Genomic DNA, 24,319 nt, shown 5'->3' on the forward strand with positions numbered 1-24,319 from the left:
GTGATCTTATCTTTTAAGAGGCGCCGGCCTGGTGTCCAGCCTATGCCGGAACGCTGGGCAGACGCCCATGATTTTTATGATCTGCCGTCTCCTGGGCTGATAGCGGATAACGCTACCAGAACTGCGCGGACTACTCTATTTCAGCAATCATTTCAATTTCAACGCAGGCGCCCAACGGCAGTTGCGCTACACCAAATGCGGAACGGGCATGCTTGCCCTGCTCGCCAAACACTTCGCCAATCAGTTCCGAGGCACCGTTGGTGACCAGATGCTGCTCGGTGAAATCGCCGGTCGAATTGACCAGGCTCATCAGTTTGACGATACGCTTGACGCGCTTCAAGTCGCCGCCGCAGGCCGCCTGCAGGGTGGCGATCAGTTCGATGGCAACGGCGCGCGCGGCCAGTTTGGCTTCTTCGGTAGTGGTGTCCTTGCCCAGTTGCCCAACCCAGATCTTGCCGTCCTTCTTTGGCAGATGGCCGGACAGATAAACCGTGTTACCGCTTTGGGCATACATTACATAGGCGGCCGCAGGCGCAGCGACAGCAGGCAACGTGATATTCAGGGCTTGCAACTTTTCATAGACAGACATCTGACACTCCGATAGATGGAATCATTTGCCGACGCTTATGGCGCCAGCAACAATGACGGGATAAATGGGGTAACGCCGGGTATTTTCCCGGGAAGCCTATGATTATCTCAAATCCGCCGCCAAGTTTGCGAAAAGGTTGGTAATTTATATTTTGCCATCTGGCTAGCGGCTTCAAGCGTCCGTCAGGCAGGTTGTCGCCGCACCGCCATCTTCCGCCCAAACCCCACCACAACCAGCACCGCCAGCGCAAACAGCATATTGCTCGCCTGCAATATTTCGCCCAGCAACAGCGCAGCGCCCAGCAAGCTCAGGAACGGTTGCAACAGTTGTACCTGACCAACCCGGGCGATGCCGCCCAGCGCCAGGCCCTTGTACCAAAAGAAGAAGCCGATGAACATTGAGAACAGGGAAACGTAGGCAAAGCCGAACCAGGCCTTGGGTGACGCATTGATGCCGTAATGCCAACCCAACCAGACAGTTATCGGCAGCAATATCGGCAGAGCCAACACCAGCGCCCAGCAGATCACCTGCTGCCCGCCCATGGTCTGCGACAGCCGTCCGCCTTCGGCATAACCCATGGCCGCGGCCACCACAGCCGCCAGCAGCGCCAGATCGGCCAGTTGCAAACCGCCGCCGCCCTGGCTCATCGCAAAGACAATCACGATCGCACTGCCGAGCAGCGCCGCCAGCCAGAATCCGAGCGAAGGCCGTTCGCCGAAGCGCAACGCACCGAACACCGCGGTCGCCAATGGCAGGATGCCAAGCACGATGGCGCCGTGCGAAGCCGGCACGTAGCGCATCGCCACCGAGGAAAACAACGGAAAGCCGACCACCACGCCCAACGCAGTCACGGCCAGCGCCTTCCACTGCGCCAGGGTGGGCCGGCTAGCCTTGAGCTTCCACAGCAGGATAATGGCGCACAGTGCCGCCACTACCGCGCGGCCGAATGCCACAAATACCGGATTCAGGTCCGCTACTGCCATGCGGGTAAACGGTAGCGTCAGGCTGAATATCGCCACCCCGACCGCTCCCAGCCACATGCCCTTCGATTCATCTGTCATGCCGCGGATCTCTTCCTGTTATTCATCAAAGCCAGATGGAGACGGCGGAATAAATGGTCAGCAGTACCATCACCGTACAAAAAACGCGCTGCCACAGGGGTTGCGCCAGATAGCGCCGCAAGATGGACCCCGCCACGGCCCAAACGCCGACGCAAGGCAGATTGATCAGCGAGAATACCAGGCAATAGATGCCGATCGATAGCCAGATCGGCTGCAGAGGCGGCAAAAATGCCGAGGCGTTGGTGATGGCCATAATCCAGGCTTTCGGATTAGCGGCCTGGAATATCGCCGCGCCCAGGAATGTCATCGGCTTGCTGTTGCCGCCGACTTCCGACTTGAATGACATGTGGCGCAATTTCCAGGCCAGATAAAGCAGGTATGCCGAGCCCAGTGTTTTCAAGACCACATGAATCGACGGCAGCGCCAGAACCAGGCTGCCGATGCCGGCGGCGCACAGCACCAGCATCACGCCGAAACCGAAGGTAACGCCAAGCATGTGCGGAATCGTCCGGTTGAAGCCGAACATGATGCCCGACGAGGTCAGCATGATGTTGTTGGGGCCGGGCGTAATCGACGATACGAAAGCAAACACCGCCAGCGGCAACAAGGCTTCTATCATTACGACACGCTGGTAGCTGGATGGAAACCTGGGCCGCGCAAGCGCGTCAGCAGTGTCCGCAGGACGTTCGGGGTACCGCGCTGCGGCAAGCCACTCAAACTGATGCGGCTGCTGCCCGGATCGGATTCGACCACCACGACCCGCCCCGGCAGCAAGGTCAGCGAGCGGCCGGCGTGCAGCCAGTGATCTTCCGGCTGCCCTTCAAAAGTCACCCAGACGCGGCCGCTGACTACCTTCAAGATCAGCTGCTGCTCGGTCACGCCGGACAGCACGCTGCCGCCCGACAAGGTATGAGACTGCTGTTTGAATAGTGTTTGCATGGCTAACTCGCTCCTGGATTTGCAGCATGAATGATTTAGGTCTATGCTAAGCCAATACACCAATACAGTACCAATACAGTTAAACAAGTAATTTCTGACATTGTCCCGGCCGAATCACCGATACAGCAACCTGCACAGCGACCAATACAGTGACCAACAACACCTCTCCGCGCAAGCTGAGCAACAGCCAGCTGCCATCCACATCACAGCCGCTGTCGCGCGATAGCGATACCTCGCTGGTCGAGCAGATTGTGCGCAGCATCGAATCCCGCATCAGCGACCGCCTGTTGCGCACCGGCGCCCGCATGCCGTCGATCCGCCAGTTCGCCGATAGCCATAGCGTGTCGCGCTTCACGGTGGTGGAAGCCTATGACCGGCTGGTGGCCAAGGGTTGCCTGGAATCGCGCCGCGGCTCCGGTTTTTATGTGCGCGAACGCTCGCCGCTGCTGGCCGAGCGCGGCAGCAATCCATCCAGCGACAAGCAACCGCAACTAATCGACGTGGTCTGGCTGGTGCGCAATATGCACCAGCAGGCGCCCAACAAGAAAATGCCCGGCTCTGGCATGTTCCCCAGCGAATGGCTGGATGCCGACCTGATCGCCAACGCCCTGCGCAGCATCAGCCGGCAGAATCCGGCGCAACTGCTGTCCTACGGCATTCCGCAAGGCTTCCTGCCGTTGCGCCAGCAATTGCAACTGAAGATGGCCGAACTGGAAATCGCCGCCACGCCGGAGCAGTTCGTCACCACCACCGGCGTCACCCAGGCTTTGGACCTGGTAGCGCGCCACTTCACCCAGCCCGGCGACGTGATCCTGGTCGACGATCCCTCCTGGTTCCTGATGTTTGCCTCGTTCGCTGCATTGGGCGCCAAGGTGGTCGGTGTGCCGCGCCTGGCCGACGGCCCTGACATGGTCAAATTGGCGGAATTGGTGGCGCTGCACAAACCCAAGCTGTACGTGCTGGTGTCGGTGCTGCACAACCCGACTTCGACCTCACTGTCGGCAGCCAAGGCGTTCCAGATCCTCAAGCTGGCAGAAGAACACGATTTCATGATCGTCGAGGACGACATCTATTGCGACATGCACCCCGGCTCGGCGGTGCAGCCGGCGACCCGCATTGCTTCGCTCGACCAGCTCAACCGCGTGATCTACATGGGTGGCTTCTCGAAGACGCTCTCCCCCAACCTGCGCTCCGGCTTCATCGCCACCACAGTCGAGCTGGCCCAGCATTTTGCCGACCGCAAGATGCTGACCAACCTGACCAGTGCCGAAGTCGGCGAACGGGTGGTCTATAAAATCCTCTCCGAAGGCCATTACCGCAAGCATCTGGACCGCTTGCGCAGCAAGCTCGACAGCGTGCGCGACCGCACCATCCGGCAGATGGAAAGGATAGGCATGACGGTCGACATCAGCACCCCGGCCGGCATCTTTGTCTGGGCCGATACCGGCCACGACACCAATGTGATGGCGGAAAAAGCCCTGGCCGAGGGCCTTTTGCTGGCGCCCGGCGCCTTGTTCTCGCCCAGCCAGCTGCCCTCGTCGCGCATGCGGATCAACGTGGCAGCGATGTCGGACCCGGCGATCTGGCGCTTCCTGGAACGGGAATGCGGCAAATAAGGCTAGTTGAGCGGTTGTTGCCCCGCCCACCCTTGTAAAATCCCGATTACTCCCCATTTTTTGAGCAACTCGCAAGATGAGAGCAGCGGCATGTCGGCTGCCTCACCAATTTTGTCGTTTTTACATCACTTTTTCCACCATTTATATAGAGGAAACAATGGCCGTATCCGAAAAGCAAACCCTTGGTTTTCAGGCAGAAGTAAAGCAACTGCTGCAATTGATGATCCACTCGCTGTATTCCAACAAGGAAATTTTCCTGCGCGAGCTGGTTTCCAATGCATCCGATGCCGCCGACAAGCTGCGCTTTGAAGCGATCAACAACGACGCCCTGTTCGAGAACGATCCTGAATTGAAGATCAAGGTCACTTTCGACAAGACTGCGCGCACCATCACGATCTCGGATAACGGCATCGGCATGAGCCGCGATGAAGCCATCTCGCACCTCGGCACCATTGCCAAATCCGGCACCAAGGAATTCTTCTCGAAACTGTCCGGCGACCAGCAAAAAGATGCGGCGCTGATCGGCCAGTTCGGCGTCGGTTTCTACTCCGCCTTCATCATTGCCGACAAAATTACCGTCGACACCCGCCGCGCAGGCGCCAGCGCCGCGGAAGGCGTGCGCTGGGAATCGACCGGCGCCGGCGATTTCAGCATCGAAGCGATCGACAAGCCAACGCGCGGCACTGACATCACGCTGCACCTACGCGAAGGCGAAGACGAGTACCTGTCGGCCTGGAAACTGAAATCCATCATCCGCAAATATTCCGACCATATCTCGCTGCCGATCGTGATGCAGAAAGAGGAATGGGACGAAGAAAAGAAAGAAACCGTCGTCAAGGACGAATTCGAAACCGTCAACCAGGCCAGTGCATTGTGGGCGCGTAGCAAATCCGACATCACGGAAGAGCAATACGTCGAGTTCTACAAGCACGTCTCACATGATTTCGAAGCACCGCTGACCTACACCCACAACCGGGTTGAAGGCCGCAGCGAATACACGCAACTGCTGTACGTGCCGAGCCGCGCGCCGTTCGATCTGTGGGATCGCAACAAGCGCGGCGGCATCAAGCTGTACATCAAGCGCGTCTTCATCATGGACGATGCCGAACAACTGATGCCGGTCTACCTGCGCTTCGTCAAGGGCGTGATCGATTCGAGCGATTTGCCGCTGAACGTCTCGCGTGAAATCCTGCAGGAATCGCGCGATGTGCGTGTGATTCGCGAAGGCTCCACCAAACGTGTGCTGAGCTTGCTGGAAGAGCTGGCCAACAGCGACGACCAGGCGCAAAAGGACAAGTACGCGACCTTCTGGAAAGAGTTCGGCCAAGTCTTGAAAGAAGGCATCGGTGAAGACGCGACCAACAAGGAAAGAATCGCCAAGTTGTTACGTTTCGCCTCGACCGCCAACGACAGCGATGCGCAAACCGTGTCGTTCGCCGACTACATCGGCCGCATGAAGGAAGGCCAGAGCAAGATCTATTACACCACCGGTGAAACCTATGCGGCTGCCAAGAACAGCCCGCACCTGGAAATCTTCCGCAAGAAAGGCGTTGAAGTCCTGTTGCTGACCGACCGCGTTGACGAATGGATGCTGTCCTTCCTGCAGGATTTCGAAGGCAAGGAACTGGCATCGGTCGCCAAGGGCGGCCTCGATCTCGGCACATTGGAAGATGAAGCCGAGAAGAAGCAGCACGAAGAAACCGAAACCCAGTTCAAGGATCTGGTCGAGAAGATGAAGACCGCCCTGGCCGACAAAGCCAAGGACGTGCGCGTCACCTTCCGCCTGACCGATTCGCCGGCCTGTCTGGTCGCCGATGAAAACGAACTGTCGGGCAACCTGCTGCGCATGCTGAAAGCTGCCGGCCAGGAGGCGCCGGATTCCAAGCCGATCCTGGAAATCAATCCGGACCATCCGCTGGTGCAACGCTTGAAGTATGAAGACGCCAAGTTCGGCGACTGGTCGCACATCCTGTTCGACCAAGCCTTGCTGGCTGAAGGCGGCGCGCTGGCCGATCCGTCGGGCTTCGTCAAGCGCCTGAATGAAATGTTGCTGGGCATGGCTGGCAAATAAGCTTGCGCGGATGGCTGGTCCATCCGCACCAGGTAAATAAAAAGGCTGGAAGACGTCATGTCTTCCAGCCTTTTTCTATTTCAGCAACATACGCGCTGCTCTTTACCTCAAGCCGCTTTTCCTTGCGCGGCTGGCTGGGCAGCAGCCAGATGCGTCAGCATGTCGTCGACCATGTCGGCCAGGCTGTAAGCCGGCGTCCATGACCACTCTTCACGCGCCTTGCTGTCGTCGATCGAGCGTGGCCACGCATCGGCGATCGCTTGCCGGAAATCGGGCTGATAACGCATCTCGAAAGCCGGATAGCGTCGACGGATAATATCCGCCAGTTCGCGCGGCGAAAAACTCCATGCGGCAAGATTGTACGAACCAACCACCTTGAGTTGCTCCTTTGGTGCGCTCATCAATTCGATGGTGGCGCGCACTGCATCCGGCATGTACATCATCGGCAGTGTGCTGTCGACATCGAGGAAACTCGTGTAGTTGTTGCCTGCCGCAGCCGCAAACAAGGCCTGGATAGCATAATCGGTGGTGCCGCCGCCTGGTTCGGCAGAGTAGCTGATCAAGCCCGGGTAACGCAGGCTGCGGATGTCCATGCCGTATTTTTCGGCGTACCAGGCGCACCAGTGCTCGCCGGCCAGTTTGGAGATGCCGTAGACGGTTTTGGGGTCCATGGCGCCAACCTGCGGCGCATTGTCGCGCGGGGTTGACGGACCGAAGGCAGCGATCGAGCTAGGCCAGAACACTTTGGAGAGCTTTGCTTGCCGCGCCACTTCGAGCACATTCAGCAGGCCGGTCATGTTCAGGTTCCAGGCCCATTCCGGATGTTCTTCGCCACGGGCCGACAAGGCTGCCGCCAAGTGATAGATTTCGCCCACATCGTGTTGCGCCACCACATCAGCCAAGCGCTTGGCGTCGGTCACATCCAATGTCTCATAGGACAATTGCGGGTGCCGGCCTTGCGGCTGGATATCACTTGTCACAACCTGGCTGGCGCCATGCAATTTGACGAGCGCCGTCGTCAGTTCGGTGCCGATCTGGCCGTTGGCGCCGATTACCAATATCTTTTTCATTTTTCTCTCTTCAGTTCTTCACCAGGCCGAGTTCCTCGCCTGCTTGTCGGAAAATCGCTACCGCACGCTGCAATGTCGCTTCGTCGTGCACCGCCGACATCTGCACCCGGATGCGCGCCTGCCCTTGCGGCACCACCGGATAGAAGAAACCGACCGCATACACGCCAAGTTCGTACAGACGGCGCGACAGCTTTTGCGCAACCACGGCGTCGTACACCATCAGCGGCACGATCGGATGCGTGCCCGGCTTGATGTCGAAACCGGCTTCGGTGATCGCCTTACGGAAGTACACCGTATTGCGCTCCAGGCGGTCGCGCAGCTCGGTCGACGCTTCCAGCAGATTCAATGCTTCAATCGAGGCGCCGACGATGGCCGGCATCAAGGTATTCGAGAACAGATAAGGCCGTGAACGCTGCCGCAACAGTTCGATCACTTCGCGCTTGCCGGCTGTGAAGCCGCCGCTGGCGCCGCCCAGGGCCTTGCCGAGCGTACCGGTAATGACATCGACCTTGCCGAAAATGCCGCGCGCTTCGTGCGTGCCGCGACCGCGCTCACCCATGAAACCGGTAGCGTGGCAATCGTCGACGCCGAGCAATGCGTCGTACTTGTCGCACAGCTGGCGGATTTCGCCGAGTTGCGCGATCGTGCCATCCATCGAAAACACGCCGTCGGTAAACACCATCGCAAAGCGTGCGTTATCGGCCCGCGCTTCTTTCAGGCAGCGCTCCAGGTCGGCCATGTCGTTGTGCGCGTAACGGTAGCGCTTGGCCTTGCACAGGCGGATGCCGTCGATGATCGAGGCGTGGTTGAGCGAATCGCTGATGATCGCGTCCTGCTCGCCCAGCAAAGGCTCGAACAAGCCGCCGTTGGCGTCGAACGCCGCGGCGTACAGGATGCAGTCCTCGGTGCCGAGGAAAGTCGACAGGCGCTGCTCCAGCTCGCGGTGGATATCCTGCGTGCCGCAAATGAAACGCACCGAACTCATGCCGAAGCCATGTGTATCGAGCGCGGCATGGGCGGCCTTGATCAAGGCAGGATGCGACGACAGGCCGAGATAGTTGTTGGCGCACAAATTGATCAATTCACCATTTTCGGTATCGATCTTGCCGCCTTGTGGCCCGTGGATCAAACGCTCGGATTTCATCAGGCCGGCAGCCTGGATAGCTGTCAATTCGTCGCGGATATGGGAATAAAACCCCGGTGCGCTACCGGGTGTCGTTGCTTGCGTCATTGTCGGCCTCGATCTTGTATAATATATTGTTCGATATTCGATATATCGAACATAAATTCCACGATAATGCACAAAAACCAGACTGTCAACCAGATGAGCGGAAATTCAGAAAAAAATATGGTGGACAAGAATTCAGACGATGCGCCGCCGAAGGTGGGCGACACCCTGGTAAGACTACGCCAGGCTGATGGACTTTCTCTGGACGCCTTGTCCAAACGCGCCGGCGTATCCAAGTCCATGCTATCGCAAATCGAAAGAAACCAGGCAAACCCGACGGTTGCAGTGGTGTGGCGCCTGGCGAATGCGCTCGGCGTGCCAATCTCGTTGCTGGTCGACGGCAACCAGGCTGCGCCAACCTCAATCGAAACCTTGCCCAGCCATGCGACGCCATCGCTGCGCTCGCGCGATGGCCATTGCGTGCTGCGCATCCTCGGTCCGATCGAATTGGCCGGGCAGTTTGAGTGGTATGAATTGTCGGTGGAGCCAGGCGGTTGCCTCGATTCGGATGCGCACGAACCGGCATCGCGCGAGCACTTGACCGTGCTGTCCGGCACACTGGAAGTGCAGAGCGGCGCCAACGTCACAAAGATAAAAGTGGGCGAAACAGCAAGATACGCTGCCGACCGCCCGCATTACATCAAGAATGTTGGCAAGAGCATGGCGACTGCCCTGCTGGTGGTGATTCACAACGGTTCTTAGGCCGCACAGACAAATGAAAAAGGGCTGGGAGAGACACGCGTCGCTCCCAGCCCTTTGATTTTCTGACGGCCTGTTGCCGTCCCGGTTTTTAGTGCTTTAGTGATTTAGTGAGTTACGCGGGTTACACCACGGGACGACAGCAAACGCACACGGTCGCCGACATTGAACTGCTCATCGGCGTCCTGGGTAATCGCCCGCAATTCGCCGTTGCTCAGGCGCACAGTGATTTCCAGGCCCGGACGCTGGTTCAAGTTATTTTCCAGTTTATTTCCGACGATCCCGCCAAGTACCGCGCCGACCACGCCGGCAGCCAGCGAACCGTTACCACTGCCAATCGTCGAGCCAGCAGCAACCGCACCCAATGCCCCGCCAGCCAATGTGCCGGCGCCGCCGCCAGTGCTCTTGTCGATCGTCACCGGACGTATCGAGTCGACGACGCCCATGCGCACTGTTTGTTCGCCTTGCGCCTGGCTGCTGGTGTATACGTTTGCCGAATTAGGTGTCACGGCACAGCCGCTCAACGCCACAATCGCGGCAACTGCAATCAGATTTTTCATTCTTGATAACTCCATCTAGATGTTCTTGCATTGGAAATTGCTGGCGGCGAAGCCACCCGCGGGCGCACCAACTTACAGGGGTTGCCGGGTATGCCGTGCTGCAGCAGGATGTTTATAAGACACGCTTGGACTTTCAGCAACATTATCTATTTTAACAATGTTTCGCGGATCTTTGATGTTTCGCCAAATCCGCGGCTGCACGCGAGCCACGACTTGCTCACTTGCTCACTTGCTCACTTGCTCACTTGCTCACTTGCTCAATCAACGCCCGCCGGCGACATCGATGAACGACCCGGTCGAATATGACGCGGCATCCGACAACAGCCAGACAACCGCTTGCGCCACTTCTTCCGCGCTGCCGCCGCGCCGCATCGGCACGCTATCCTTGACCCGATCGACCCGCCCCGGCTCGCCGCCGCTGGCATGGATATCGGTATAGATCACGCCGGGTCGCACCGCGTTGACCCGGATGCCCTGGTCGGCAACCTCTTTTGCCAGGCCGACGGTCATCGCATCGATGGCGCCCTTGGACGCGGCGTAGTCGACATACTCGCCAGGCCCGCCAAGCTTTGCGGCCATCGACGACAGGTTAACGATCGCACCGCCCTTGCCGCCGAACTTGGTCGACATGCGCCGTACCGCCTCCCGCGCGCACAGAAAGCTGCCGACGATATTGGTGGTAAAGACGCGCTGCAGGCGCGCCACATCCATTTCTTCGACGCGCATTTGATGCTCAAGGACGCCGGCGTTGTTGACCAGGGCGCTGAGCGTACCGAGTTCGTTATCGACCACCTGGAACAACTTGAGCACGTCAGCCTCGACGGCGACGTCGCCGGCCACCGCCAGTGCCTCGCCGCCTGCAGCGCGGATCGCATCGACCACAGCTTGCGCGGCAGCCTGGTTATGGACATAGTTGACGCACACGGCATAGCCGCGCGCAGCGGCCAGTTGCGCGGTCGCCGCGCCGATGCCGCGGCTGGCGCCGGTGATGATGATGACTGGTTTTGACATGTTCTTGCTCCTTTTTCGTAATCTTGCTGAGTATGCAATAACGCTATTCTAGGGCCAGTTGCGATTTACTTCGGGGTACATCGATAAACGACGAGTTGCATGGATAATAGGAACGTTCTTCGCCACAGATTCTCTATTGCCGCCAATGACCGCCACAGCAGCACAACCTGTACAGCCAGCAACCAGCCTGACCGGATTTCCTCCGGTGATTGACGCGAGCACCCGCTTCCTGATTCTCGGCAGCTTCCCTGGCGTGGCCTCGCTCAGCGCCCAGCAATACTACGGCCATCCGCGCAACCAGTTCTGGGCGCTGCTGTCAGCGGTGCTCGACGATGACCTGGTCGGCCTCAGTTACGCCGATCGGCTGGCGTGCCTGCGGTCGCACCGGATAGGGTTGTGGGACGTGATCGCCGGTTGCGAACGGATCGGCAGCCTCGACAGCGCCATCCGCAACGCGCAGGCCAATCAGTTCGACCTGCTGCGCCAACACTGTCCTCAGCTGGTCCGCGTTTGCTTCAATGGCAAAACTTCCGGCAAATTCGCACCGCAGTTTGCGGCCGCCGGCTATGACACACTGGTGCTACCCTCTTCGTCGCCGGCCAATGCCCAGACAACATTTACTCAAAAATTACAGCTGTGGCGCGGTATCATTGCCTGATGTGATTTATTTCATTTTCAGGGTGTCACCGCACCCGACTTTATTTGCCGCTTACCTATCTACCTAATGCTGATCAAACGCAAATCCATCGAAGCTGATGCCAATAGTATGGCGGGTCCGCGTAAAGCCACCCCGGTCAAACGCACTGAAACCGCACGCAAAGATGCGCCAAAACCACCGCGCAAACCAAAATTCGCTCCCGTCACGCTGTCGGAACAGGACGGCGTACGCTACCTGCATTTCGGCACCGAGTGGGTGCAAGGTGCGATGCGCATCCGCAAACCGGATTGGCCCGAGCTGGAATACGCGCAGCAGATGATGGCGTGGATGCTGTTCAACCCGCAACCGCAGCATATCGTGCAGCTGGGCCTGGGCACGGCAGCGCTGACCAAATTCAGTTATCGCCAGTTTCCGGCGGCACGCGTCACCGCAGTGGAATTGAATCCGTCGGTGCTGACGATTTGCGCCTCGATGTTCAAATTGCCGCCCGACGATGAGCGCCTGTCGGTGCTGGAAATGGATGCGATGGATTATGTGATGGATCCGACCCACGCCGGCAGCATCGACGCCTTGCAGGTTGACCTGTACGACGCCACCGCACGCGGCCCGGTGCTGGACACGCCCGAGTTCTACAGTGCCTGCGCGGCCTGCCTGACCGACGATGGCATCATGACCGTCAACCTGTTCGGCGACCATCCAAGCTATGCCAAGAACTTGAAGGCCATGAAATTCGCCTTTGACGATGTCTGGTGCCTGCCCGAAGTCCATGAAGGCAACGTCATCGCCATCGCGTTCAAGCGCGCGCCGCAAATCGATTTCAGTGCATTGTATGAACGCGCCGCCGAGATTACCGCTGCGACCAAGCTACCGGCCAAATCCTGGGTCAACGGCTTGAAGGCCTGGCATTCGGCAAAGTAACGAGATTACCCAGACGGCGTCACTCAAGTCACAGCTATCTCAGGCAGATCAACCTCAAATCAGGCATCCAAAGCAATGAATAATGCGCCTCCCAAGACACTCGATTTGCAGCAGATTTTCACCTGGCTGCTGACCGATGGCACGGTCGACAAAGCCGACGTCAAGATGTTCTACACGCAGGCGATGGGAATCTTCCGCAACGCCCCGGTGGCGATCCATCCGCTCAGCGCAGTAGCGCAATGCAAACGCCAATCGGCATTGCCGCCGCACCGCGCGATCACGCTGGAATGGCTCACTGAGTGGCTGGCGCGCCAGGTGCAGTTGCCGTTCTACCGGATCGATCCGCTCAAGATCGATTTCGCCCGGGTCGCCGATGTGATGTCGGCCAGTTACGCCACGCGCTTCAATATCCTGCCGGTGGAACTGACGCCGACTGAACTGGTGATCGCCACGGCGGAACCGTTCCGCACCGAGTGGCAAGCCGAAATCGCCAAGATCACGCGCCGCAGTATCCGCCTGGTGATTTCCAATCCGCTCGACATCGCCCAGTACATCACGCAATTTTTCACGCTGGCCAAATCGATCAAGAGTGCGCATAAATCCGGTGGCCAGGAACTGGCGCTGCGCAACAACTTCGAGCAACTGGTTGAACTGGGCAAGAGCAACAAGCAGGTCGACGCCAACGACCAGCACATCGTCAACATCGTCGATTGGCTCTGGCAATACGCCTTCGAGCAGCGCGCTTCGGATATCCACATGGAGCCGAAGCGCGACTTCAGCGCCATCCGCTTCCGTATCGACGGCGTACTGCACCAGGTCTACCAGGTGCCGGCAGTGGTGATGATCGCCATGACCGCGCGCATCAAGCTGCTGGGGCGGATGGACGTGATCGAAAAACGCCGGCCGCAGGATGGCCGCATCAAGACCCGCACCGCTGGCGGCCAGGAAATCGAACTGCGGCTGTCCACCCTGCCTACCGCCTTCGGTGAAAAATTGGTGATGCGGATTTTCGATCCGGACGTGGTGGTCAAGACCTTGCCAGAACTGGGCTTTCCGCCGGATGACGCCTTGCGCTGGGACGCGCTGACCAAGCGCCCGCACGGCATCATCCTGGTGACCGGCCCAACCGGTTCCGGCAAGACCACCACGCTGTACACCACGCTGAAGGCACTGGCTACCTCCGAGGTCAATGTCTGTTCGGTGGAAGACCCGATCGAAATGGTGGAAGCGTCGTTCAACCAGATGCAGGTCAATCACGGCATCGACCTGACCTTCGCCGATGGCGTGCGCGCGCTAATGCGGCAAGATCCGGACATCATCATGGTGGGCGAAATCCGCGACCTGGAAACCGCCGAGATGGCGATCCAGGCCGCCCTCACCGGCCACCTGGTGCTGTCGACCCTGCACACCAACGATGCACCATCGGCGGTGATGCGGCTGCTGGAGCTGGGAGTGCCGTACTACCTTCTGGAAACCACGCTGATCGGCATCATGGCGCAGCGCCTGGTGCGTACGCTGTGCCCTCACTGCAAGAGTCCCGATGGCGAGATTGCCGACGATGTCTGGGCCACGCTGATCGAAAACTGGAGCGTGCCCAAGCCGGCCAAGGTTTATCATCCGGTCGGTTGCCCAGAGTGTCGCCAAACCGGTTACCGAGGTCGAACCGGCTTGTATGAACTGTTGACCGTGACACAGCCGTTCTCCAAGCTGATCCAGACCGAGACCGACATCCATGCGCTCAAGCAGCAAAGTTTCGCCGACGGTATGAAACCGCTGCGCCTGGCCGGTGCGCTGAAGATCGTTGAAGGCGTGACCACTGCCGATGAAGTCCTCAAAGTCACTTCCGCACTGACCTGACGGCAGAGACATTGGTAAAACAACAAGCGCCAACAACAGCACCATCCCAAGCGAGCGGCGTCTGCGAAACACCACGGACGCTGCTCGCAGCATTTTTTGCCATCCTGTCACTGCCGTCTTCATCTGACAAACACCGCAGCGTTGCTTTTTTGCCGGGTTTATCCGACGACGCACACTAAAACGAGACTTGATTACCCAATACCGGCACAATCCGGGCACAATTGCGCCCAGTATTTTTTACACTCGATTGCTCGCCAACATCGCCCGGCATACCCACAGATTATTTATTTCATAGGTTGAAAATGTTGAAATACGTTGCTCTATTCTTCTGCGCGTTTGGTTTTAGCGCAGCCCAGGCCATCGACATCAACGGCGCTGGCTCTACCGCAGCAGCTCCGCTGTATTTAAAATGGCAACAAGCCTATACCAAAAAAACCGGCAACAAAGTTAACTACGAAGCCATCGGCTCATCCGGTGGCATCAAGAAGATCAAGGAAAGCAGCACGGATTTCGGCGCCAGCGACGCCCCCATGTCGGCCGCGGATTTGAAGAAATTCAACTTGCTGGACTTCCCCACCGTGATTTCCGGCGTGGTGCCGATTATTAACCTGCCAGGCGTGAAGGAAGGCGAGTTGCGCCTGACCGGGGACCTGGTGATTGGCATGTATTCCGGCAAAATCGAAAAATGGAACGACCCCGCCATCGCCAAGGAAAATCCGAAGCTGGCGCTGCCGAACTTGCGCATCGTGCCGCTGGCGCGTGCCGACGGCTCCGGCACCACCTTCACGCTGACCGACTACTTCAGCCGCGTCAATCCGGAATGGAAGCAGCAATACGGCAGCAACTTCACCATCGCCTGGCATGCCGATGTGAAAACCATCAAGGGATCAACCGACCTGGTTGCGCTGTTGAAGAAAACACCGGGTGCGATCGGCTATGCGGAATACGCGTACGTGATCGAGAACAGCCTGAACTACGCGCAACTGAAGAACCGCGACGGCCAGTACGTCCAGCCGAATGCCATGTCATTCAAGTCGGCACTGGCCAACAGCGGCTGGCGCAACACTGGTAATTTCGAGGAAATGCTGACCGATAAGGCCGGCTCGGGAAGCTGGCCGATCACCGGCGCCACTTATGTGTACGTACCGCGCGTCACCAGCCAACCGGAACGCACCGCAGCCGTGATCCAATTCTTCACCTGGGCCTTCATGGAAGGCGATGAAATTGCCAACAGCCTCGATTACATCCGCCTGCCGGATAACGTCCAGGCCCGCGTGGTGCATGAAATATCCAGCGTCGTCGATACCAAAGGCAATCGCCTTTCGATCCCGATCCTGCTCAAATAAATATTGAGCACGGATGATTGTTCGCAATCATCCGTGCCATCACAACAGCCCTAGAATCCGTGGTTCCAGGCGCGATTCGCCCTTTTCACTGCGGGGAACACCCGATAACCGCCCTTCCGGTAATAGCGATACAGCTGCAAAAAAGTTCTCATGTCGGCACTCTTGCTTTAAAGATTTACGGTTCAATCCGTCTATTCATCGAATCACTTTGGCTACACTTCGATTTTCACCAAGTCGTGTGACAAAAACATGACAAATCCAAAAGAACCGACATTAACTATCTTGTGTTGCAAAAACACCGCAATCCGATCTTAAACTGGACTCGCCGCTGCTGATGCCGACCCGCTAGCCGTCCGCAATTGCCACGAATCGCAGATCAGTTGCGACAATGAGTCAACTCAAAATTCTCGACCCCGTCGTAGGCATTCATCATGCGCGCCAACTCCGGCACAGAAGTCCCTTTCTTGCTGTCGATCGCCACGGCGATGAAGTGCCATTTCGCATGCCTGTCATGCGAACTGATGGACAGGGAGTCTTTGACAATCTCATAGCCATGCTGCAAAGCCAGCGCGCGCAGTGCCTCCTCATGTGGAGCAAAGCCCTTCTCGAACTCAACCAGAATTGCCACACCCGCGCGAGACGGCAGCCAACTCTCAAGCTTTGCCACCCAGACCATGCATGTGGCGGATAACAGCGTGAGCGAAATTGCCGCAATATAGAAACCGACACCGACCAGAATCCCGATCGCCGACGCAGCCCAAATCGACGCGGCCGTAGTCAGGCCTCGAATATTCAACCCTTCTTTCATGATCACGCCGGCGCCAAGAAAGCCGATGCCGGTCACTACCCCTTGCACCACCCGGGTCGGGTCTGGATTGAGCGGCAAGCCGGCATGCCCGCCATACCAGAGCGCCGGATAACCGACGAACACGGTCAATCCCGCCGAAGCCATGCACACCAGTCCGTAGGTGCGCATGCCGGCGGCACGTCCATGATATGCGCGCTCGTAACCGATCAGCATTCCGAGGAATAAGGCGCCCAACAAGTTAAAGAAAATGAGGACATTGGCTGCAACTTCGGGAGCCGCCCAATAGGCGGCCAATGAATCAAGTGAAAGCATGTTCATGCGACTTCGTTCAAGTTATTTAGTTGTTTTTAAGCCCCCGAAAATGAGGAGCCGGTAATGGCATTCATGCCCATGCCACAAAAGTGCGAATCGGCATCCGATTCTCAATGGTGTCATGGGCGACGTTAGTGTAACGGCAAATCCGTTGGCATCGCGTGCTTGGGCAGCTGCCTGTGAACCATTTCGGAGATTGAATGCCTGTTACGGACGGAGAGATTAAAGTGATTAAAATGACAACCACCTGCACAACAAGTCATTAATGCGCCAATGCCCAATGAGTGAAGCACGGAGGATCGAGAAAGCTTTGATGCTGACGCTAGCTGTGCCGGCTTAAAGCCTCTCGGCTAAGGGAGGACACCAATGCAACGAAGGGGCAAGGTACAAATACGACCAGGAAAACAAAAGGGGCTTCCTCGCGGAAGCCCCTTTACTTGCATTCTGTTGGTGGGGCGTGTGTGATTCGAACACACGACCTACGGATTAAGAGTCCGCTGCTCTACCAGCTGAGCTAACGCCCCAACAGGGGACGAATTATAGCTGCGCTTTATTATTTTTGCTAGCTCTTCTCAACTATTTATATCAAATAATGTTTTGCGCCTGTCGGCGCCCATGAAAACGGCGTAAATCAGGCGTCGGCCAATGGAGGAAGATTCGCCACTATCGTCTTGCAGCGCCTGGCCAAATTAAAAAGCCCTCTCATCGCTGAGAGGGCTTCGTGCCTGTCTTATAAGGGGTGAGGAGACGATCGTCAGGGGATCAGGAAACCAACCCTACCCAATGCAACGTCGATTCGTCCGTTGGCGTCAGGGCCTGCCTGACATGGCTTACGTTGCCGCCCCCGCCGACTACCGATTTGTATACCGCCTTCTGGACTTTGCGCGCCTGCCGCTGTTCGATGCGCCGGGTGTAATGGTCGCCATAGTCGACAATCTGCTGGAGCATTTCCTGCAACGCCTGATCATTGATGTTGTTCAGTGCCAGCTGGCGCCAGAAATCGCATTCGTTCCAGCGGCGAAAGCGCATATATACCGTGCTTGACTTCCCGAATTGAGGCGGCAGGTGGCGCCACAGATTATTGCTCGACACAATCCATAGAACAGCTTCGATAAACAGGCGATTATTCTTGGCGCTGGCGCCCGGATCGCTTTGCTTGCCGATCAACAGTGGCTCCAGCTCTCGCCATTGATCGTCGCGAAGCATCATTTGGTATTCCTGCATCTCATTCATCGTGACAGTCCGTAGAAAATATTATCCCTCCCCTATTACCGCCATGCCTTTATCGTTCGCGATCGGATATCGGATATCGGACAGATGAGAATAGGCGCGCAGCAAACAACTGGAGGTTCGAGACTTACACTTTATCGAGACTGGCCACAAAGAAATATAGGAATTGTCCGAAAACACTTAGGTAATCTGTCGATATATTAAAGACGTTCGACTTCAGCGCCCAGTATTGAGCAGGCCTCGCCAAGACTATCGGCATCGATGGACGATCCGGCATGGAGAATCGCCTCTATCCGTTCGCTGGCGCCGACAACCGCCGGCGCCCCGGCCATCATTGCAGCCCCTTTGATTCGATGCACGTAGCGCGCCATCAACTCATGATCGCCACTGTCAAAGGCGCGCTGAATCTGGGAGAAATCCTGCTGCGAACTGTCGCGAAACAGCTCTGTCGTGCTCGATACAGGTGCGCCGTCACTATCGCTACTACTGCTGCGCTCCTGCATCACCACATCGACATCGCACCAGACCTCGATGATGGATTTCAATTCATTGAGGCGTAACGGCTTTCTCAATACGCCGTCCATGCCGCTATCCATGCAGAGCTTGACGTGCCCCTCATCAACCGCCGCAGAGATTGCTATGATGGGCTGGTGGCGTTGACTGCCCTCCTCTTGCTTGCGGATCGTCCTTGCCACCTGATAACCATCCATCCCGGGCAGATAACAGTCGAGCAGTAGCAGTGAGAACTCCCGGGCCGCCATCAGCGACAATCCGCTCGGTCCATCTTCTGCAAGCACAACGTCGCAATTCAATTCTTCCAGCTGGTGCTGGATCACCACACGGTTGTTCGGATGATCATCGACGACCAGTATCACCGGACGTGCATTGCTTGCGGTACCACCCTGCGGCAATGCGTGTTCAGCCACAGCAGATTTGACGATCGTGGGATCGCACAATTGCGTCTCCACCGGAATCGAGAACGAAATCGACGTGCCGACACCCACCTCACTTTGTAACCTCAGCGTACCGCCCATCTTTTCGATCAGCTCACGGCAAATCACGAGGCCCAGACCGGTGCCTCCGTAGCGCCGCGTGGTCGAACTATCGGCCTGGGAAAAAGGTTGAAACAAGCGTTTTTTCTGCTCGTCCGACACCCCGATACCGGTATCGACAACCGTGACCTGCAAGATCGTCTGCAAACCCACGGATTCGCTCTGCAGATTGACCAACACCGTGACGCCGCCGCGATCAGTGAACTTGACTGCATTCGACAACAGATTGAGCAACACTTGCCGAACACGCGTGGGATCGACCAGGACACGCAGATTTTCTGGAATCCGGGCATCCATCTGCATCGCCAGGTTCTTTTCCTGCGCCTTGATCTGGATCATCTCGATGACGCCTTGCGCCAACAGGGTGATATCCGTCGGCACCTCTTCCAGTTCCAGTTTATCGGCCTCCAGCTTGGATAAGTCCAGCACATCGTCGAGCAAACCCAACAGGGTTTCGGCCGCGGATCCCGCCAGCGCCGTCAGCTCCAGCTGCCGCTTGTCCAACGCGGAGCGCTGCAGCAGTTCCACCGAGGACAGAACAGCATTCATCGGCGTGCGTATCTCGTGACTCATGACCGCCAGGAACTTGCTTTTTTCCTGTTCGCTTCGCACCGCTGCACGGCGTGCCGTCCTTGCACGTTGCGCCAACAACAGAATCAGGAATACCGCCACCAACAGAGACGTAATCTCGGTACCGTAATATTGCAGCAACGTGCGCCAGGAAGGCGCTCCGTAATCAGTTCCCTGCAACCACTTTTCCATCATGTCGTTGGTTTGCCTGGCGGTCAGGGATGACAGCGTCTTTTGGACTATCGATGCCAGCTCCGGCAAATCCTTGCGCACCCCCATCGACACCGTTGCCGGCATTTCGCCGATGGTTCCCGATATATGCAACGTGCCAAGATACTTGCGGCGCAACAGCGGCAACATGGCGGTATCCACCCCTATCGCCGCTTGCGCACGCTCGTCTACGACCGCCTGCAGAGCGGCTTCAGGGCTTTGCAACGGCAGCAGGTTAATGCCTGGAAAGCGTTCGCGCAGTAAGCGTTCATAGGCGCCGCCGCCCTTGATCGCAACGGTCTTCCCATTCAATTTTCGTGCATCGAAGATGATGGGCTCAGCTTCCGTTGACACAATAATCGTGGAACCGACGAAATAGGGCTCGCTAAATAGAACGACTTCTCTCAGGTTCTCTGGCGCGAATTGCTGCGACAAAGCCGGCAGCATGTCGACCTTGCCATCCATCAGCGCCTGCCGCGCACTACTCCAACTCTGGCCAGGCACCAGCAGGAATTGCAAGCCGGTGGCGGCTGAGATTGCCGCCACATATTCAGCCGTCAAGCCCTTATGCTGGCCGCCTTCAACGTATTCCAGCGGCCGCCAGTCCGGATCGACCGCGATATGCACGATCGGATGCGCAGCGATCCAGGCGCGTTCCTGGGCAGTAAACAAGCTGGGATTGGGAATGGAAGATTGCGCCTGGACCGATGCCAGGCAAAACAACGAGGAGGTAATGAAAAACAGAAAGTGAAGAAGCTTTCGCCTCATAGCATGCCTAACTGGCGATGCATTTTGAAGAGTTCGTTATCGGTACGAATCCCCAATTTGCGAAATGCCGACTGTTTCTGGGTGCTGATGGTCTTGGCGCTACGACCAAATTTCTTGGCCACGTCTGTCACCGACATGCCGTTCAGGCAGCAGCGCAAGACCTCACGCTCGCGCGGAGACAAATCGACATGGACCATGAGTGGGTCCTTGTCGTCCTCCGCCTGGCTCGATTCATGTACCGCGACATCGGACAATAAATAGGCAAATTCGACGGCCAGTGCCGGATCCAGATAGACCCGCCCGCGGGCGACAGTACGAATGGCCGCAACCAGTTCCGGCAACGGCTGATTTTTTCCAACAAAACCGCCAGCGCCGGCACGCAAGGTCAGCGCCACCGTAGCCGGGCTGCAATGCGCCGAGGCGACCAATATTTTACTGTCGGGGAAACGCGTGCACAGTGCGCGTATCAGATTCAGGCCTTCGATATCATCCGGTGCCAGCGCGTAATCGACCAACAACAAATCGGCAGGCTCGCTGCGCAGCGCCATCATCATCTCGCGGCTGTTGGCGAACGCACCCACGACGCGAAAATCGGACTCCGCGCGCAACAATTCAACCAAACCGTGGCGCACTACCGCATGATCATCCAGCAATGCTATGCGTAGCGGCGTTGTAGCGGTCCAATCCATCTAGAAAATTCCTCAATAAACTCATTACCACGTCAAGACATTCAGGACGCTCCATCAATTTGCCGATCCTGGGGACGGCTTGCATCAATATCAAGCGACACCATTTGTAACAAATTGACCACAAGAATCATTTTGCCCGAGTTCACGAACAAGGCATATCGGGATTGTCCTAAACGCAGACAGGAAATTCATTTATATTTTGACATGCAGCCACGTAGGCGCGAGCGCCCGTCGATCGGTCACTCAAAAAATCTCTCCGCGATCGCGCAATGCGAACAATTCGCTGTCGCTCTGCAACCCCAACTTGCTCATTGCGGCCTGCTTTTGTGTGCTGATGGTTTTGCGGCTTTTGGAAAATTTCTTGGCGATCTCGATCACCGACATGCCGTCAAGGCAGCAACGGATCACTTCGCGCTCGCGCGGCGACAAGGCTTGGCCGCTTAAACCCGCATCGACTGCGGCGACCGGATCGACCATCGCTGCGCCTGCCGGGACCGAAGCGCGAGGCTCCTCCGGCGAGTGTGCCGCAGTCGCCTCCTCATAAATGCCGCCGGCGGCAACCACGCGGATGGCATCAACCAACGTCGACAATTGCTCGGCCTTGGCAACGAACCCCTTGGCGCCGGCACGCATGGCCAATTCGACTGTGGCGGGATTATTGTGCGCCGACACGACCAGTATCTTGCTCGCCGGCGCCTTGATTTTCAATACCTGGAGTAAATTGATGCCATCGATCTCGGTAGGCCCGAGAGAATAATCGACCAGCAGGATTTCCGCCGGCGCGTTGCGCAAGCCTTCAATCATTTCGCGGCCGGTAGCATAGACGCCGACCACATCGAAATCAGATTCTTTGGAAAACCTGAGCATCATGCCATGCCTGACAATCGCATGATCGTCCAGCATGGCAATACGGATGTTTTTTGAAGCAGGGTGCAACATGATGTTATTGCCTTATTCAATAGCCACTTGTGCTGGTTATCGAAAGCCATCCAGGCCGCCCCCAAAAAAGGGCACTGGGAATGACAAAAACGGAAAAACCGATTCAGTCAACGGCCTTGCCGGAGCATTAAGGCACCATCATACAACAATTAACATTCACACCACTCATCTCTCAGCATTGATTATTTAACTACAATGCCCGTGCCCATCTCCCGCAATATCTGAAACTTCCGTTAAGGCCGAACCATCGCCACTCAATCAATGAATAGGCAATAAGCCGGCAGAGAATTAATCTTTAGTTATAAATAATCTGGACCACAGCAATCGCTTCGAACGGCCCTATTTGCGGGTCGCCAAGCGGCACCATGGTTGCGGTATACTGCACATCGATGTGGCTGACATCAGCCGCAAAACTGGCCAACGGGAATGGCTCGTTAATTGGCATCAGATTGCCGCCGGCATCTTTGATCTGGATACCGAACTGACTATCGGCAGCAGGCAGGATGGTGTTTGGGCCGCTCTGATTCACCGTACTGAAATAGCCGCCGATGTTGACTGAGCTGTTGCACTGCTTGTTCAACGCCAGGCTGAACGGCTTGGTCGGATTCGGCGGAGAAAATCCAGTGGAGTTCTTTTGCACCTGGCCGAAATCGATGATGCCCGGCTCCGGCGTCACGGTAACGTCAACAGTACACGGCGTGCCGACAATATTTTGCAAGCCATTCAGCTGATAACGGAAATTTCCGACAGGATTACTCGGACCACCATTCATCCCGTACTGGCCATCAAACTGAAAGACATCGTAAGTATCCTGGGGCGGACGCTGGAATGGCAGCAGCCCGCGCTTGCGAATCACCACCTGAAATGTAATCACCGGCTGCACCAATGAACAGGCTAGCATTTGGGCATCGTTGGTAGCGCCTGGGCAGCCGGGAGAAGTGAATCCACTAAATACGCCGTCACGCGGCGTTGCACTCCAGTCGCCATCCCAGGCATAGGTGCCTCTGTACAGCAGGCCGAATTCGATACCCCATCCCAAGGTATTTAAACCAGCCGGATTGCCATAGAAATAAATCGGATCGTCCTCGGTAAAATGTAAGTCATGTATCTTCCAGCACTTAGCTGGAATGGAATGGGTTTTTGAAATCCAGATGATGGTGCCGTCCGGCAAAGAATCCGGCACAGAGACAGGCCCGATCGATTCCGTCAGATAGCTGCCATCGGTCAAGGAGTTACAATACAAGGCCTGCGCCGACTGCGAAAAGAAACAGGCGCAGCACAGCAGCAACAACTGGAATATTGCCCTCCGCATCGATTGCGTCGGGCGACTCACGGCTTTCATGGCTGCACGCCCTTGCAGATATTCGCGCTGCAGGCGAACTCAGTATCGGTTTGGCCGCCAAAATCATTTATGTGCGACACATACAGTTTACTGAAATTCACGTCCTTCACGGCGACTTCGACCTTGCTCATTGGGCTGATCATTACAGACTCCATTGGCAACTTGGCCTTTTCAACACCGGCCAACAAACCAACCATAGAAACGTAGAACGGCGTCGGATTGTCGATCGCAACCGTCTTCGTCGCGGGATCAAGTTGCAGATTGAGACGCAGACCAATATCTTCGCCGCGTTTGGGTTGAACACCTTGCGGCCTGTAAAACAACTTGAGTTTGGACTGCAAGGCAATTTGCAGTGAATTGACCGCGTCGCTCTTAGGAGGTATCTCACGGATGTTCAGATAAAACACCGACTCACGGTCTTTTGGCAAACTATCGCCCGGCAATTTAGCTATACGCAGAACATTGCTATCGCTCGGCTCAACGCGCTGCAATGGGGGCAGCACCATGAAAGGTGTCGTGATCTTGACTCCCTTTTCATCTTCGATCCAAGTTTGCACGACATATGGCATCACTGCATTTTTATTGGTGATGGTCACACTGACAGACTGTACGCCGTCGTTGTAAATAACTCGCGTACGGTCGGGCACAATCGCTGCATGCGCCAGCATTTGTACACTCGCCAGTAGCGCCACCAGAAACTGTGCCGCTTGTCTGGAGAATGTATGTTTTTCTGTTTTCACGATTTTAACGTTCATATCGAAATCCTTTATTTTCCC

Annotated in this window: 22 protein-coding genes and 1 tRNA gene; 7 read left to right on the forward strand and 16 right to left on the reverse strand. The window is 56.8% G+C overall.

The window, feature by feature from the left end; genetic code table 11:
• Nucleotides 1-130: 130 nt before the first annotated feature.
• The 4 genes from ACIPF8_RS13580 to ACIPF8_RS13595 all read right to left on the reverse strand — a co-directional run bounded on the left by ACIPF8_RS13580 (nt 131) and on the right by ACIPF8_RS13595 (nt 2,589).
• Entirely contained in the window at nt 131-589 is a 459-nt protein-coding gene (locus ACIPF8_RS13580; RefSeq protein ID WP_400421711.1) for a RidA family protein, read from the reverse strand.
• 182 nt (nt 590-771) lie between these two features.
• Nucleotides 772-1,650, reverse strand: coding sequence for a DMT family transporter (locus tag ACIPF8_RS13585; protein WP_400421713.1), 879 nt, complete (start codon nt 1,648-1,650; stop codon nt 772-774).
• 25 nt (nt 1,651-1,675) lie between these two features.
• Nucleotides 1,676-2,269 (reverse strand): LysE family translocator, encoded by a 594-nt coding sequence (locus ACIPF8_RS13590; RefSeq protein WP_400421715.1) that lies wholly within the window; start codon nt 2,267-2,269, stop codon nt 1,676-1,678.
• A complete protein-coding gene (locus tag ACIPF8_RS13595; protein WP_400421717.1) occupies nt 2,269-2,589 on the reverse strand; it encodes a DUF2917 domain-containing protein in 321 nt (106 codons plus the stop codon). The genes ACIPF8_RS13590 and ACIPF8_RS13595 overlap by 1 nt, the downstream gene beginning before the upstream one ends.
• Nucleotides 2,590-2,738: 149 nt before the next feature.
• Here ACIPF8_RS13595 and ACIPF8_RS13600 point away from each other — a divergent pair, with 149 nt between their 5' ends.
• Nucleotides 2,739-4,205: a PLP-dependent aminotransferase family protein gene (locus tag ACIPF8_RS13600; RefSeq protein ID WP_400421719.1), complete on the forward strand. Its 1,467-nt coding sequence runs from the start codon at nt 2,739-2,741 to the stop codon at nt 4,203-4,205.
• 157 nt (nt 4,206-4,362) lie between these two features.
• Nucleotides 4,363-6,276, forward strand: coding sequence for a molecular chaperone HtpG (gene htpG / locus ACIPF8_RS13605; protein WP_400421721.1), 1,914 nt, complete (start codon nt 4,363-4,365; stop codon nt 6,274-6,276).
• 107 nt (nt 6,277-6,383) lie between these two features.
• Here htpG and ACIPF8_RS13610 read toward each other — a convergent pair whose 3' ends face one another.
• Entirely contained in the window at nt 6,384-7,346 is a 963-nt protein-coding gene (locus ACIPF8_RS13610; protein ID WP_400421723.1) for an NAD-dependent epimerase/dehydratase family protein, read from the reverse strand.
• A 10-nt stretch (nt 7,347-7,356) separates the two neighbouring features.
• Entirely contained in the window at nt 7,357-8,577 is a 1,221-nt protein-coding gene (gene kbl / locus ACIPF8_RS13615) for a glycine C-acetyltransferase (RefSeq protein ID WP_400421725.1), read from the reverse strand.
• A gap of 117 nt (nt 8,578-8,694) precedes the next feature.
• Between kbl and ACIPF8_RS13620 the strand changes: the two genes are divergently transcribed.
• Nucleotides 8,695-9,276 (forward strand): helix-turn-helix domain-containing protein, encoded by a 582-nt coding sequence (locus ACIPF8_RS13620; RefSeq protein WP_400421727.1) that lies wholly within the window; start codon nt 8,695-8,697, stop codon nt 9,274-9,276.
• A 104-nt stretch (nt 9,277-9,380) separates the two neighbouring features.
• On the opposite strand, the gene ACIPF8_RS13625 is transcribed toward ACIPF8_RS13620, so the two are convergent.
• On the reverse strand, nt 9,381-9,833 hold the full coding sequence (locus ACIPF8_RS13625) for a glycine zipper 2TM domain-containing protein (protein ID WP_400421729.1): 453 nt from the start codon (nt 9,831-9,833) through the stop codon (nt 9,381-9,383).
• 261 nt (nt 9,834-10,094) lie between these two features.
• Nucleotides 10,095-10,844: an SDR family oxidoreductase gene (locus tag ACIPF8_RS13630; protein WP_400421731.1), complete on the reverse strand. Its 750-nt coding sequence runs from the start codon at nt 10,842-10,844 to the stop codon at nt 10,095-10,097.
• A 145-nt stretch (nt 10,845-10,989) separates the two neighbouring features.
• Here ACIPF8_RS13630 and ACIPF8_RS13635 point away from each other — a divergent pair, with 145 nt between their 5' ends.
• From ACIPF8_RS13635 to pstS, 4 genes are all read left to right on the forward strand, one after another.
• Nucleotides 10,990-11,502 (forward strand): DNA-deoxyinosine glycosylase, encoded by a 513-nt coding sequence (locus ACIPF8_RS13635; RefSeq protein WP_400421733.1) that lies wholly within the window; start codon nt 10,990-10,992, stop codon nt 11,500-11,502.
• 66 nt (nt 11,503-11,568) lie between these two features.
• Nucleotides 11,569-12,420, forward strand: a complete 852-nt coding sequence (locus tag ACIPF8_RS13640; protein WP_400421735.1) for a spermidine synthase — start codon at nt 11,569-11,571, stop codon at nt 12,418-12,420.
• A 75-nt stretch (nt 12,421-12,495) separates the two neighbouring features.
• Nucleotides 12,496-14,277 (forward strand): GspE/PulE family protein, encoded by a 1,782-nt coding sequence (locus tag ACIPF8_RS13645; RefSeq protein ID WP_400421737.1) that lies wholly within the window; start codon nt 12,496-12,498, stop codon nt 14,275-14,277.
• Between the two features lie 302 nt (nt 14,278-14,579).
• On the forward strand, nt 14,580-15,623 hold the full coding sequence (gene pstS, locus ACIPF8_RS13650; protein WP_400421739.1) for a phosphate ABC transporter substrate-binding protein PstS: 1,044 nt from the start codon (nt 14,580-14,582) through the stop codon (nt 15,621-15,623).
• Nucleotides 15,624-15,999: 376 nt separating this feature from the next.
• Here the strand turns inward: pstS and ACIPF8_RS13655 are convergent, their stop codons facing one another.
• The 8 genes from ACIPF8_RS13655 to ACIPF8_RS13690 form a co-directional block, all read right to left on the reverse strand.
• On the reverse strand, nt 16,000-16,749 hold the full coding sequence (locus ACIPF8_RS13655) for an MgtC/SapB family protein (protein ID WP_400421741.1): 750 nt from the start codon (nt 16,747-16,749) through the stop codon (nt 16,000-16,002).
• Nucleotides 16,750-17,191: 442 nt separating this feature from the next.
• Nucleotides 17,192-17,267, reverse strand: a tRNA-Lys gene (locus ACIPF8_RS13660).
• Nucleotides 17,268-17,505: 238 nt separating this feature from the next.
• Entirely contained in the window at nt 17,506-17,952 is a 447-nt protein-coding gene (locus ACIPF8_RS13665; RefSeq protein ID WP_400421743.1) for a transposase, read from the reverse strand.
• A 221-nt stretch (nt 17,953-18,173) separates the two neighbouring features.
• Nucleotides 18,174-20,573 carry an ATP-binding protein gene (locus tag ACIPF8_RS13670; protein WP_400421745.1) on the reverse strand — a complete coding sequence of 800 codons (2,400 nt, stop codon included), beginning with the start codon at nt 20,571-20,573 and terminating at the stop codon, nt 18,174-18,176.
• On the reverse strand, nt 20,570-21,262 hold the full coding sequence (locus ACIPF8_RS13675) for a response regulator (RefSeq protein WP_400421747.1): 693 nt from the start codon (nt 21,260-21,262) through the stop codon (nt 20,570-20,572). The genes ACIPF8_RS13670 and ACIPF8_RS13675 overlap by 4 nt, the downstream gene beginning before the upstream one ends.
• A gap of 243 nt (nt 21,263-21,505) precedes the next feature.
• Complete coding sequence (locus tag ACIPF8_RS13680; protein ID WP_400421749.1) at nt 21,506-22,201, reverse strand: response regulator; 696 nt, start codon at nt 22,199-22,201, stop codon at nt 21,506-21,508.
• 295 nt (nt 22,202-22,496) lie between these two features.
• The gene (locus ACIPF8_RS13685; RefSeq protein WP_400421751.1) at nt 22,497-23,543 is read right to left on the reverse strand and encodes a fimbrial protein; all 1,047 of its coding nucleotides are present in this window, start codon (nt 23,541-23,543) and stop codon (nt 22,497-22,499) included.
• Nucleotides 23,540-24,298, reverse strand: coding sequence for a molecular chaperone (locus ACIPF8_RS13690; protein ID WP_400421753.1), 759 nt, complete (start codon nt 24,296-24,298; stop codon nt 23,540-23,542). Before ACIPF8_RS13690 ends, ACIPF8_RS13685 begins: the two co-directional genes overlap by 4 nt.
• Nucleotides 24,299-24,319: the final 21 nt, after the last annotated feature.

It is taken from the genome of Collimonas sp. NPDC087041, assembly GCF_044745265.1.
Lineage (GTDB): Bacteria > Pseudomonadota > Gammaproteobacteria > Burkholderiales > Burkholderiaceae_D > Collimonas.